Annotated in this window: 11 protein-coding genes; 1 reads left to right on the top strand and 10 read right to left on the bottom strand. The window is 72.3% G+C overall.

The window, feature by feature from the left end; all coding sequences use genetic code 11:
- Positions 1-81: 81 nt before the first annotated feature.
- The 9 genes from CRP30_RS08225 to CRP30_RS08185 form a co-directional block, all read right to left on the bottom strand.
- Positions 82-999 (bottom strand): LysR family transcriptional regulator, encoded by a 918-nt coding sequence (locus tag CRP30_RS08225; protein WP_097183472.1) that lies wholly within the window; start codon positions 997-999, stop codon positions 82-84.
- A gap of 130 nt (positions 1,000-1,129) precedes the next feature.
- Positions 1,130-2,341 carry an FAD-dependent oxidoreductase gene (locus CRP30_RS08220; protein WP_097183471.1) on the bottom strand — a complete coding sequence of 404 codons (1,212 nt, stop codon included), beginning with the start codon at positions 2,339-2,341 and terminating at the stop codon, positions 1,130-1,132.
- Positions 2,342-2,361: 20 nt separating this feature from the next.
- Positions 2,362-3,492, bottom strand: coding sequence for an FAD-dependent monooxygenase (locus tag CRP30_RS08215; RefSeq protein WP_097183470.1), 1,131 nt, complete (start codon positions 3,490-3,492; stop codon positions 2,362-2,364).
- Between the two features lie 31 nt (positions 3,493-3,523).
- Complete coding sequence (locus CRP30_RS08210; protein WP_097183469.1) at positions 3,524-4,453, bottom strand: VOC family protein; 930 nt, start codon at positions 4,451-4,453, stop codon at positions 3,524-3,526.
- A gap of 114 nt (positions 4,454-4,567) precedes the next feature.
- On the bottom strand, positions 4,568-5,506 hold the full coding sequence (locus CRP30_RS08205) for a flavin reductase family protein (protein WP_097183468.1): 939 nt from the start codon (positions 5,504-5,506) through the stop codon (positions 4,568-4,570).
- Complete coding sequence (locus CRP30_RS08200) at positions 5,503-6,477, bottom strand: fumarylacetoacetate hydrolase family protein (protein WP_200814622.1); 975 nt, start codon at positions 6,475-6,477, stop codon at positions 5,503-5,505. The genes CRP30_RS08205 and CRP30_RS08200 overlap by 4 nt, the downstream gene beginning before the upstream one ends.
- Before the next feature lie 8 nt (positions 6,478-6,485).
- On the bottom strand, positions 6,486-7,781 hold the full coding sequence (gene eno / locus CRP30_RS08195; protein ID WP_097183466.1) for a phosphopyruvate hydratase: 1,296 nt from the start codon (positions 7,779-7,781) through the stop codon (positions 6,486-6,488).
- Positions 7,778-8,770, bottom strand: coding sequence for a phosphotransferase (locus CRP30_RS08190; protein ID WP_097183465.1), 993 nt, complete (start codon positions 8,768-8,770; stop codon positions 7,778-7,780). The genes eno and CRP30_RS08190 overlap by 4 nt, the downstream gene beginning before the upstream one ends.
- Positions 8,767-9,768 (bottom strand): C-terminal binding protein, encoded by a 1,002-nt coding sequence (locus CRP30_RS08185; RefSeq protein WP_200814621.1) that lies wholly within the window; start codon positions 9,766-9,768, stop codon positions 8,767-8,769. The genes CRP30_RS08190 and CRP30_RS08185 overlap by 4 nt, the downstream gene beginning before the upstream one ends.
- 121 nt (positions 9,769-9,889) lie before the next feature.
- Here CRP30_RS08185 and CRP30_RS08180 point away from each other — a divergent pair, with 121 nt between their 5' ends.
- Complete coding sequence (locus CRP30_RS08180) at positions 9,890-10,840, top strand: LysR family transcriptional regulator (protein ID WP_159961617.1); 951 nt, start codon at positions 9,890-9,892, stop codon at positions 10,838-10,840.
- 52 nt (positions 10,841-10,892) lie between these two features.
- On the opposite strand, the gene CRP30_RS08175 is transcribed toward CRP30_RS08180, so the two are convergent.
- The gene (locus tag CRP30_RS08175; protein ID WP_097183462.1) at positions 10,893-12,125 is read right to left on the bottom strand and encodes an ABC transporter substrate-binding protein; all 1,233 of its coding nucleotides are present in this window, start codon (positions 12,123-12,125) and stop codon (positions 10,893-10,895) included.
- Positions 12,126-12,149: the final 24 nt, after the last annotated feature.

The following is a 12,149-nucleotide window of genomic DNA, read 5'->3' as shown; positions in this document are numbered from 1 at the left end:
TCACGGTATGGACGGCGACTGCGGCCGGGAACACACGATTGGCGATGGCGCCTATCGATAGAATCGATATGCCGGGGCGGCTCAGGGGAGCGGCTTGAGCGTGCGGGAGGCGCGCCTCACGAGGGCCCGAAACCACGCGTGGGCCGGGTCGTCGTCGTGGACCGGGTGCCACCACATCGCCACCGTCAGGACGCCGGCGGGGAACGGACAGGGCAGTACCCGGACGTCGTCGCGCGGCGGCAGGGTGTCGACCAGTCGGCGCTGCATCAGAGCGATCCGCTCACTGCCGGCGACGTGCCCGGGCAGGCCCAGGAAGTGCTCGGTGACGACCCGCACGTCCGGCTCCACCCCGATCAGCCGCAGGGCGGCCATGCCCTGCGTCGTCCCCGCCGAGCTGTGGAAGGTGACCACCCACGGCAGCGCGCGCAACTGGTCGAGGGTGAGCGCATCACCGACCGCGGTGTTCGCCGTGGAGACGAGGCAGACCCACTCGTCGCGGTACAGGTCGTCGTGCCTCAGGTCGGTCACGAAGCCGTGCGGCATGACCACCAGGTCGGTGCCCAGCAGTGTCGGGTCGGACGAGTCCAGGGGGCGCGCCGTGTTGGCCACGTGGCGCAGCCGTGCCCTGGGGGCGGCATCGGCAAGCAGATCGGCGACGGGGGAGCCGAGCACCGCTTCCCCGTAGTCGCTGACCTGCAGGGTGAACTCACGATCCGAGGATGCCGGGTCGAACTCGTCGTGGGCGCCGAACACCCGCTCGAGCCCTACCCGAGCCATCCGCGCCCGCTCCCGGAGCTCCAGCGCGAGAGGCGTCAGGTGGTACTCGTTCCCCACGCGGGCCAGCAGGTCGTCACCGAAGTGTCGACGCAGGCGGGCGAGCGAGGAGGACATCGCCGGCTGCCCGACACCGGTCTGCACCGCAGCCTTGCTGACGCTGCGCTGCTGCAGCAGCGCGTCCAGCGCGACGAGCAGGTTCAGATCGAGGCGAGCCAGGTCCATCGCTGCAGTATCGATCCAATCGATGTGCCTGGACAGGCTGTCCCCCGGCGTTGGCTGCTTTCCGTCGAGCGGCCGTGAGTGCGCGTCAGCAGCGGCGGTAAGGGGCCACTGGCAGGCCCGGGAAGCGCCATCAGTCGGTGATGAGCGCCAACTGCTTGTTGATCTCCTTCGGGTTGGTGTCGCCGACCACCTTCTGCAGGAACGGCGTGCGGTCGAAGACGAGGTCCCGGATGGGCTGCAGCGGACGCGGGGCGTGGTGGAACATCTGACCGTTGCGGTAGGCCATGTCCACCTGGAACTTCGTGTGCGGCTTGCGGGGCTCCTCGTAGGACTGCAGTGCCTGGCGTACGGCGGCCAGGTCGGTGAGGTCGACACCCTCGAGCGCGCGGCCGATGAACCAGCCGTCCTCGATCGACATGCCCGCGCCGTAGGCGGCATACGGCGACGTGGCATGCGCTGCATCGCCCGCGAGCGTGATCCGCCCCTTCGACCACTGGTCGAGGTAGCCGCGGTCGCGGAGCACCCAGCGCTGCACGTTCTCCGGCTCGGTGCGCTCGATGAGGTCGGGGAGGGGGTGCAGGAACTCCCGGCCGAGCTCCGTGGCCCGGGCGTGCAGGTCTGTGGGCGCCGGCGCTTCGGGGTCGGTGGCCTCGAGCACCCACCACTGGTAGCCGCTCCGGCCCTTGTGGCGGATCGAGGTCCAGCTGCCCTGGACGCGGCGGCCGTGGCTGATCACGCACATGCCCGTCTCGCCGCCGATGTCGTCGGCGAAGGTGAACCCGGCGATGGTGTGCAGCCGGTGCTCGCGGATCGGCGTCTCACCCCACAGCGTCCTGCGGACGAGCGAGTTGATCCCGTCGGCGCCGACGAGCACGTCCGCCTCGTGGATCGTGCCATCGGCGAAGTACAGCGTCACCCCGCGGTCGTCCTGCTCGATCCGTTCGACCAGCTGGTTCGTGCGGAGCACCCCCGGCGGCAGCGCCGCCAGCATGCGCTCGTAGAGCTCGGGCCGGAGCAGGCCGATGAAGCCGCCACCTCTGCCGTACTGCTCCACGACCTCGGGTGCGGACCTGACCACGGCGCGCACCCTGCCCTTGCTGCTGCGGAACTCCGTCTGGCACGGTGCCCCCAGGTCCTCGGTGTCCACGCCCATCAGGCGCAACGCCTTGAGCGGCGGTGGCCAGAGGTTGAGCACGTTCCCGGCGGGGCGGGCCTCGGGGTAGCGCTCGAAGATCGCCACCTCATGGCCCGCCCCGTGCACCGACAGCGCGGTGGCCATGCCGGCCGGGCCGCCGCCGAGGACGGCGACCCGGCCCCGGGGGCCAGGCGTGCTGGAAGACATCGTTGTCCCTTCGTCGGAGGTCATGCGGGGGTGCTCACGGCGGCCGCCACGCGGCGGGTCACGCCCGGGACGTCGCCCTGGACGTGGTCGAGGTTCCACTGCGCCATCTGCATCGAGGCCTCGACGACGGTGCTCACCCGGTCGAAGCGGCGGGCGGTGAACGCGTCCCACAGCTCGTCGTCGACCCGGTCGCGGGTGGTCAGCAGCTCGGCGAGGACGACGGCGTCCTCGAAGCCCATCGCCGCGCCCTGGGCGATGGTCGGCGGGCAGGTGTGCACCGCGTCGCCGATGAGCACCACCCGGCCGCGGTTCCACGGGGCGTCGAGCAGGTGGTGCTCGAACCACGTGTAGTTCAGGTTCGCCGGGTCGGTGAACGAGTCCCGCACCTCGTCCCAGGGCCCGTGGTACGGGCGGCTGAGCTCCAGGAAGTCCGCGAGCCGCTCCTGGGGCGTCTGGGTCGTCCGGTCCCGGGCCGGCTCCACCAGCGACCAGTAGGCCGTCGTCTCCGAGGTGGGACACACGAGAGCCATGTACGACGGCCCGCCGAAGATGGCGTGGAACTCGGTGATGTCCGCCGGCTTCGGCCCGAACATCCGGAACGCGCCCATGCCCACCGATCGGGTCTCCAGCGGGATCTCGAGCATCCGGCGGGTCCACGACCGCAGCCCGTCGGCGCCGACGACGACGTCGTAGCGACCCGCGGAGCCGTCGGAGAGCGTGACGTCGACGCCGTCGTCGTCCTGGTCGAGGGACTCGATGGTGGTGGAGAAGCGGGTCTTCACCCCGGCCCGATCGGCGCGATCCATGAGGATCCGCGCCAGCTCGGGCCGGTACATGCCCATGGTCGACGGCAGGTCTGCGCCCCCGAACGGGATGTCGTCGACGCGGGCGACGATCGTCGCCGCCGGGTCGGGCACCCGAATCACCAGCTGCGAGAACGGGAAGCCGTACTCGAGGCACTCGTCGAGGGCCCCCAGCTGCCGTAGCACCCGCAGCGCGTTTCCCTGCAGGGTGATCCCGGACCCCAGTGCGGAGACCTCGGGCTTGATCTCCACGAGGTCGACCGCGACCCCGGCCTCGGCGAGCAGGATGGCGGTGGCGGTACCGGCGGCTCCGGCACCCACGACCAGGACGTTGTTCACGGCAGGCACGGCGGACTCCTTCGTCCTCAGCGGTACCGGGTCAGGGCTGGTACGGGTGGACGGCCTCGTTGGGCTGGAAGCGGAACTTGTGGCCCCACATCTCCTGCCGCTTGCCGTTGCGGAAGTTGAGGTTGTTGGGCGAGCGCTTGCTCATGTCGTCGATGGCGAGGCCGCCCCAGCCGTACTCGATCATGAAGCCACCGGCGGTGTGGATGTAGTACGAGATGACCTGGTCGCCGATGTGCCGGCCGAACGCCATCTGGAGGTCGGGGTTGGCGTCGCCGCCCAGCACGTCGTAGTACGAGTAGCCGACGTCGTCGAGGTCGACCGACTCGAGGTAGACGTGGTGCAGGCCGACCGAGTTGGGCACCTCGAGGAAGGCGACGCTGTGGTGGCGGGGGTTCACCCGCAGGAACCACATCTCACCGAGCGGCTCGTTCATCTTGAGGATCTCGCTGGGGATGAAGCCCATCGCGTCGATGTAGAAGTCGACCGCCTTGCGGGCGTCGGGCACCGCGAACACGACGTGGCCGAGGCCCTGCTCCTTGGTGACGAAGCCGGCGTGCGGCCGCGGCGGGTGCCAGAACGAGTAGTTCGACTCCTGGTAGCAGAACAGCTCGAGGGGCTGCCCGAAAGGGTCCTCGAACTGCACCAGCTTGTCGACACCGCGCTGGTCGGCGAGCTGCTGGTCGGCGAAGCGGGGCTTGGCGCCGGCGTCCTCGAGGCGCTTGACCGCGGCGTCCAGGTCGCGGTGGTTGAGCACCTCCCAGCCGGCGTAGAGGAACCGGTAGTCATCGCCGGGGTGGAAGGAGAGCCGGTAGTCCGCGTCGTCGATCTTGAGGCGGACGGCGCCGTCCGCGCCGTCAGGACCGAGCATGCAGCCGAGGACCTCCGGGCCCCAGGTACGGAACTCCTCGTAACGAGGGGTCTGCACCCCGACGTATCCGAGCTTCGCGATGTGGCTGCCCATGGCGCCCCTCCGGTGTGACGTGCGACTGCTGTCCCGACCGACGCTAGGAACGTGCGGAGCCGGGCGGAAATGATTCCCGGCTATCGCTGCGATCCACGGCGCGCATGAGCCAGGTCACACGTCCAGGACGAGTCGGTCCCCGGCTGCCGTGGACACGCAGCTGACGATGCGGGAACCGGCGGCCCGCTCGGCGGCGGTCAGGATCGAGTCCCGGTGCTCGACCGTGCCCTCGAGGACACCGACGACGCAGGCGCCGCAGATGCCGGCGCCGCAGGAGACCGGCACGTCGACCCCGGCCTGGTGCAGAGCCGTCAGGAGCGGCGTCCCTGCCTCGACGCGGACCCGCTCTCTGCGCCGGCCGAGCACGAGCTCGAAAGGACGGGCTGCACCCGACACCCCGACGGGAGCGTCGAACCGCTGCCGGTTCAGCGCGACGTGCTCGGGAGCGGCGTCGGCCACGGCGTCAACGAAGGAGCTGCTGCCCGCCGCGTAGACGGCCGTCCCCGGTGCTGCGTCCGCCAGGGCCGCGAGGGCGTCGTCGGCAGTGGCCACGGTGCGACTGCCCGTTCCCAGGGCGGCGACCTCCTCCCGCAATGTGCGGTGGCGTGCGGAGCGGTCGACGTGCACCAGGGCCCACGGATGGATCCGGGCGGCCGCGACCCACCGGGCCATCGGCAGCAGCGGCGCGATGCCGGAGCCGGAGCCGAGGAAGAGGTAGCGGGCGCCCCCGCCGAGGGCGAAGAGGTGGCGCGGTCCCCGTACCCGCAGCCGGTCCCCGGGGCGTAGCTCGTCGTGGATGTGGGCGGACGCGTCCCCAGGCGCCGAGCGGGCGACCAGCAGCCGCCACGACCGGGCGTCCGCCGGATCCCCGGCGAGCGAGTAGGGCCGAGCGACGCCAATCGGCAGGACGACGTCCACGTGCGCGCCCGGTGCCCAGCGGGGGAAGGGCGCGTCGTCCGCCGGCCCGAGGACGACCTCGACGATGCGGTCGGCGACCGGACCGACGGCGAGGACCGTGACGTCCCGGCCGCGGTCGACCGGCGGAGAGGTCACCCCTCCTCGGCCACGCAACGGTTGCGTTGCGCCCCCAGCCCCTCGATGGCCGTCTCCATCACGTCGCCCGGCTGGAGCCAGCGCTTCCAGTGGCCGCCGTTGCCGGCCGGGCTGCCGGTGAGCAGCAGGTCGCCGGGCAGCAGCACGGCGGCCGCGGACACCGACGCGATCAGTCCCGGGACGTCGAAGAGCATGTTGGCCGGGACGTCGTCCTGCATGCGCTCCCCGTTGAGGTCGAAGGTGATCCGCAGCTGCCGGTGGTCGGCCACCTGGTCGGCCGGGACGAGGAAGGGCCCGGTCGGCAGGAAGGTGGGCCGGCTCTTCGCCCGCAGCCAGTCGCCACCGAGCGCCTTGTGCTGGGGTGGGAACTGCAGGTCCCGGGCGCTGACGTCGTTGCACACGGTGAAGCCGGCGACGTGCTCCATCGCCTGCTCGCGCGGCACCCGATGGGTCCGGCGGCCGATCACCACCGCCAGTTCGGCCTCCCAGTCGACGCGCTCGGCCTCGGGGGGCAGAAGGACGTCGTCGTCCGGGCCGCAGATCGCGCTGGGCAGGGTGACGAAGACGAACGGGCTGCCGGTCCGCGCGGTCTCGTCCATGACCGACTCCGCGTGCCGGCGCAGTTCCTCCTCCGTCCGTGGGTCGTCGACCTCTTTCGAGGACACGATGATCTCGGCGACGTGCGAGCGGTAATTGGCGCCGGCCTGGAAGACCTGCCGTGGCTCGACGGGCGCGAGCACGGCCAGGTCGGCGATCGGCACCCCGTCCGCCTGGCCGACCTCGCTGGCGAGGTCGGCCAGGCGCGGGGCCACGGCCGGCCACTCGTCGAGCAGGGCCTGGTAGGTGGCCCGCCCCTTGACGAGGCCGTCGTCCTGCAGCCGGAGCACCCGGTTCCCGGCGACGAGGCCGGTGAACGGGCCCGCCCCGTCGTCGAACCGGCCCAAGGCGTATCCGTCGACGGACCGCGTCATGCTGTCGCTCATCTCTGTGCGTGGGGGAGGGCGGCCCGGCCCGCGTACTCGGCGCGGTCGCCGAGCTCGCTCTCCAGGCGGAGCAGGCGGTTCCACTTGGCGGTGCGCTCGGAGCGGGTGGTCGACCCGACCTTGATCTGCCCGGTACGCCAGCCGACGGCGAGGTCGGCCAGCCAGTCGTCCTCGGTCTCACCGGACCGGGCCGACAGCACCGTGGCGTACCCGGCGGCGTGCGCGGTGCGGACGACGGAGCGGGCGGTGTCCAGCGTGCCGATCTGGTTGGGCTTCACCAGCACCGCGTTGCCGACCTTCTCGTCGATGCCGCGCTGGAGGCGCTCGGGGTTCGTCACGAACAGGTCGTCGCCCAGGAGTTGCCGGCCCGCGAGCCGCTCGGTGCCGGTCCGCCAGCCCGCCCAGTCGTCCTCGGCGAGCGCGTCCTCGAGCGACACGATCGGATAGGCCGCGCACCAGGCGGCCAGCTCCTCGACCAGGTCGTCGGCGGTGAGCTCACGGTCCTCGGTCGCCAGCACGTAGCGACCGTCGTCCCGCACGAACTGCGTGGCGGCGACGTCGATCGCGATGCCCACATCGTCGCCGGGCCGCAGCCCGGCCCGTTCGATACCGGCGACGAGCACGTCGAGCGCCGACCGGTTGGTGGGCAGCAGGGGACCGAGGCCACCCTCGTCGGCGACCAGGGCGACCGGCAGGCCGCGCGAGACCAGCTCCTCGGCCGTGCCGGCCCGCACCCGGGACGCCCACTCGATCGCGTCGGCGAACGAGTCGGCGCCGACCGGGACGGCGAGAAAGTCCTGCACGTCGATCGACCGGCCGGAGTGGGCGCCGCCGGAGATGATGTTGACCATCGGCAGGGGCAGCAGCGGAGCGGCCCCGTCGTCGGCGACCGCCTCGTGCATCGGCAGTCCTCGCGCGGCGGCCCCGGCGACGGCGGTGGCGACGGACACCGCGAGAACGGCGTTCGCGCCCAGCCGACCCAGGTCCGGTGTGCCGTCGAGCTCGCGCAGCGTGCGGTCGAGCGAGGCCTGGTCAGTGCCGTCCAGTCCACTCACGGCCTCTGCGATCTCGTCGGTCACGTTGGCCACCGCCTGGCGGACCCCGTTGCCGCCGTAGCGGGCACCTCCGTCGCGCAGCTCCCGGGCCTCGTGCCTGCCGGTGGAGGCGCCCGACGGCACGGTCGCCCGCCCGGTCGCGCCGCCGTCGAGCCGCACCTCGCAGCCGACGGTGGGCTTGCCGCGGGAGTCCAGGGCTTCCCAGGCGAGCAGGCCGGTGATGGTGGTGTCGCTCATGCGAGCAGCTCCCAGGCGTCGGTGATGGTTTCCGGGGGGTCGATCAGCAGCCGTCGGGCGAGGTCGCGCACCCGTGGACGTTCGTCGGCCGTGAGGTAGTCGGCCGGGCTCTTGCCGTCGACGCGGGCCAGCAGCAGGCAGCCCGTCTGGCGCACGAGCTGTGCGGGGTCGATCGGCAGCGCGCCGGCGATCGACTCGGTGAAGGCCGTGAGGAAGGCCCGCCCGGCGGCAGCGAAGCCGGCCCCGGCCGCGGGGCGGTGAACCGTCTTGAGCAGCAGGTGGCCGATCGTCCAGGCCGGGTCGAACGTGGGGTCGCCGACGTGGGCGACCTCCCAGTCGATGACCCACAACCTCTCGCCGTCCGGATCGACCAGGACGTTCTTGGGGGTGTAGTCCCCGTGCACGAGGCAGACGCGGGAGGCCGCCATGACGTCGACCGTGTGCCCGATGGCCTCGGCGAGGTCGGGGTGCCGGGCGGCGATCGTGCGGTGGAACGGGTCGACCCGCAGCTGGCCGAACGCCGTGACGTCGCCGAACTCCCGGAGCACGTCGTCCCGGTCGGCCGTGGCGCGCTGGTAGGCACCGAGGACGGATCCGAGGCGGCCGGCGACGGCCGGGTCGGCCGTCCCCTCGAGCAGCTGCTGCTTCCACGGCACCCAGCTGTCGGGCGCCCGCTCGATGACCAGGTAGCCGTCGGAGAGGTCGAACACCTCGGGCGCGGAGCCGGGCGCGATGCGGCCGGCCAGCCGCAGGGCCCGGCCCTCGGTGTCCAGGCGCGCCGGGTCGGCGAGCCACTCCTCGGCGACCCGCAGCCGGCCGAGCGCCTGCTTGACGACCGCGTCGAGGCCCGGCGCCCGCACCGCGACGACGTCGTTGGAGACCCCACCGGCCAGCGGGTGGATCTCCACGCCGGCCGGTGAGGCGGTCAGTCCGCGCGCGACCAGGTGGGCGGTCAGCGCGGCGGTGTCACAGGCCGCGGCTGCCGTCACCGGGGCTCCAGCCCGCGGCGGAGGGCGGGGCTGGTGAGCACCTGGGGGTTGACCACGGTGGCAGGCACTCGCCCCTGCAGCACGTCCACGACGTTCGCGGCCGCCCTCGTGGCGAGCTCGGCCAGTGAGCCGTCGGAGGAGAACGCTGTGTGCGGGGTCAGGACGACGTCGTCGCGCCTGCGCAGGGGATGGTCGGCCGGCAGTGGCTCCGGGTCGGTGACGTCGAGCGCCGCCCCGGCGATCTCGCCGGCGTCGAGGGCGGCGAGCAGCGCCTCGTTGTCGACGAGCGGACCGCGTGCGGTGTTGACCAACCACGCGGTGGGCTTCATGAGCCGCAGCTGCTCGGCGCCGATCAGGTGGTGGGTGGCCGCGGTGAGCGGTACGTGCAGGGACACGGCGTCCGCCTCGGCGAGGACGTGATCCAGCGAGCTCACGACACGCACCCCGGGCACCGGGCGTCCCGACAGGTCGTAGGCGATGACCTCGAGACCGAGCGCCTGGGCGCGGGCGGCCAGCGCCGAGCCGATGACTCCCAGGCCGACCAGGCCCAGGACCTTGCCGCGCAGCCGCGTCCCGGCACCGGGTACGTCCCGGCCCCAGCCACCACGCACGATGTCGCGGTTGAGGGGCAGCAGCCGGCGGGCGAGGGCCAGGATCCCGAGCAGGGCCGAGTCGGCCACCTCGTCGACGCAGTAGACCGGCACGTTGCTCACGACCATGCCGAGTTCGGTGGCGCGGGCGACGTCGATGTTGTCGACGCCGACGCCGTAGCGGGCGACCGTGCGGCAGCGGGGGGCCGCCTCCAGGACCTCGGCCGTCACCTTCGCGAAGCAGGTGAGGATCGCGTCGGCGTCACCCGCGAGTCGAGCCAGCTCGGCCGGCTCCCCGCTCGGCGCGAGGACGAGCTCGGCGCCCGCGGCGGCCAGCACCTCGCGTTCCACGTCGACCGTCGGCCAGGCGACATCGGTGACCAGCACACGCATGCGGACGTCGGACATCGCACCTCCTCGTCGAGTGCACCCGACGCTAGGGAGGACCTGCGTCGACCGGAAATGCACAGCGTGGTTGGCTGCGATCCACGGTCGTGATGGCCGTCACGACGACTGGGACGGAGGAACCGTGAAGCTGGGGCAGGTGGACCTGAACCTGCTGGTGGTGCTGGACGCGCTGTTGCGGGAGAAGAACGTGACGCGCGCGGCCGAGAGCCTGTACCTGTCCCAGCCGGCGACGAGCACCGCCCTGGCGCGGCTGCGACGGGTGCTGGGCGACGAGTTGCTCTACAAGAACGGTCGCTACCTGGAGCTCACCCCGCGCGCCGAATCCCTCATCGAGCCGGTGCGGGAGGTGCTGGCGACCATCGAGCAGACGATCGTCCGGCCGCCGACGTTCGACCCCACCGCCGACACCCGGCGGTTCTCCGTCGTCGGCAGCGACTACGTCGGGGTGATGCTCGTGCGGCCGCTCATCGCCCGGCTCAGCGGGCTGACCACGGCCCTGCGGCTGGACGCCGCTCCCGTCGGCCCGCGCTACCTCGAGGCCCTGCAGCGCGACGAGATCGACCTGGCGATCCTGCCCGACCGGATCGTCGACGAGCGATCGCTGCGGGACTGCTCGGGGATCCCGGTCATCGCCGACCGTTTCGTCGGTGTCGTGTGGACCGGTCACTCGACAGCGGGCGACCGGCTGACCGCAGAGCTCCTGGCGAGCTCGCCGTACCTGGAGTACGTGATCGAGGGGCGGCGGTCGATCGTCGAGGAGGAGCTCGACGCGGCCGGCTGCACCCGGCGGGTCGCCGCCACCGCGGGTGGCTTCCTGCCGATGCCGTTCATGCTCGCCGGGACGGAGCTGGTCGCGGTGTTGCCGGAGCGGCTGGCGAAGCGAGTGGCCGCCGCGGCCGACATCCGGCTCCTGGAGCCGGAGATGGATCTCCAGCCGCTGCGGCAGTCGGCGTTCTGGCACGCTCGCCGGGACCGCGATCCGGGACACGTGTGGCTTCGGGAGCAGCTGCTCACCGTGGCCGGGTCCGAGTACCCGGCGTTGTCGGAAGGGTCAGCACCCCCGGGGGTGTGAGAGCGGCGCCCGCCTCCCCGGGTCGGTGACCGGGGAGGCGGGCGCCGGCGGCTCAGCCCTGGGCCAGGTCGGCGGCGTCCACGACATCGCCGGCGTCCTGCCAGCTCGTGCCGTCGAACTGCAGGATCCGGTACTGGTGGACCAGACGGCTGCCGGGACCGGCCGAGAGCTGCATGTCGGGCAGGATGGCCGGGTTGTCCACGCCGTCGATCGAGTCCCATGCCTCGGCGAAGGCGTCGCCGCCCTCGCCGCCGGACTCCTCGAGCGCAGCGACGATGGCCGCGGCGGCCCCGTATCCCTCGATCGCGAGGTAGGAGTCGGCGTTCGCCTCGTCGCCGTACTCGGCGATGTCCTCCTTGAAGGCCTGCACGCCCTCGTCGTCAGCCCACCGCGGGTCGGCCGGGTCCTTGAAGTACTGCGCCGTGAAGGCGTTCGTCGCGTTCTCCGGGCCGGCGGGGCCGACGGACGTCGCGAGGTCCGACGCGGCGCTGTACAGGTAGGTGGTCGGCTGGTATCCGATGTCGGCCATCGTGCGAAGGGTGGCCGGCTGGGCCGGGCCGACGACGGCGAGGAACAGCGTGTCCACGCCGGCGCCCCGCAGCTCGTTCAGCTGGCTGGTCAGGTCGACCACGCCCGGGGGCACGGTCAGCACCTTGTCCGGAGTGAGCCCCGCCGCTGCCATGCCGTCGACCTGACTGGTGGTCAGGTCGTTGGCGATCCCGAGGACGCCGACGACGGCGTCCGGAGACTCCTCCTGGATGTGCTCGGCGACGACCTGGCCCTCCCAGCTGCCGTCCGGGAACCACCCGCGCGTGTACGGCGTGGTGTCGGTGTCGGAGAGGGCAGCCTGGGTGCCGAAGGCGACGTGCGCCACCTTCTCCCCGTTCAGATAGGGCGCCGTCGCCGAGGAGATGCCGCCGAACGTGAGGACGACGCCTGCGTCCTCCTGGTCGACGAGCTGCCGGGCGTTCTCGGCCTGCCGCGCCGGGTCGTAGCCGTCGTCGAGGACCTGGTAGTCGATCTCGCGTCCGTCGACACCGCCCTCGGCGTTGACGCGCTCGAAGTAGGCGGCGGCACCGTCGGCCACCGCCGCGGCCCCGGAGAGCGGCCCGCTCAGCGGAAAGCTCATGCCGACGACGATGGGCTCGTCCGAGCCGGCACTCGAGCCGGACGCGGATTCGGACGAGTCGTCGGCGCGGCCGCTGCAGGCAGCGGTCAGCAGGAGGCTGCCTGCAGCCAGCGCGACCACCACGCGGCGTCGGACCAGGCCAGGGATATCGGACATGGGGGACCTCGCTCTCCACTGCGA

The sequence above is a fragment of the Blastococcus haudaquaticus genome (assembly GCF_900230285.1).
In the GTDB taxonomy this organism is placed as follows: Bacteria; Actinomycetota; Actinomycetes; order Mycobacteriales; family Geodermatophilaceae; genus Blastococcus_B; species Blastococcus_B haudaquaticus.
This window is presented reverse-complemented; position numbering and strand designations above follow the sequence as displayed.

Excerpts from the sequence above, each read along its gene's own strand:
- CRP30_RS08225 (WP_097183472.1), bottom strand. The coding sequence starts at position 999 with ATGGACCTGGCTCGCCTCGATCTGAACCTGCTCGTCGCGCTGGACGCG.
- CRP30_RS08220 (WP_097183471.1), bottom strand. The coding sequence starts at position 2,341 with ATGTCTTCCAGCACGCCTGGCCCCCGGGGCCGGGTCGCCGTCCTCGGC.
- CRP30_RS08210 (WP_097183469.1), bottom strand. The coding sequence starts at position 4,453 with ATGGGCAGCCACATCGCGAAGCTCGGATACGTCGGGGTGCAGACCCCT.
- CRP30_RS08200 (WP_200814622.1), bottom strand. The coding sequence starts at position 6,477 with ATGACGCGGTCCGTCGACGGATACGCCTTGGGCCGGTTCGACGACGGG.
- eno (WP_097183466.1), bottom strand. The coding sequence starts at position 7,781 with ATGAGCGACACCACCATCACCGGCCTGCTCGCCTGGGAAGCCCTGGAC.
- CRP30_RS08185 (WP_200814621.1), bottom strand. The coding sequence starts at position 9,768 with ATGTCCGACGTCCGCATGCGTGTGCTGGTCACCGATGTCGCCTGGCCG.
- CRP30_RS08175 (WP_097183462.1), bottom strand. The coding sequence starts at position 12,125 with ATGTCCGATATCCCTGGCCTGGTCCGACGCCGCGTGGTGGTCGCGCTG.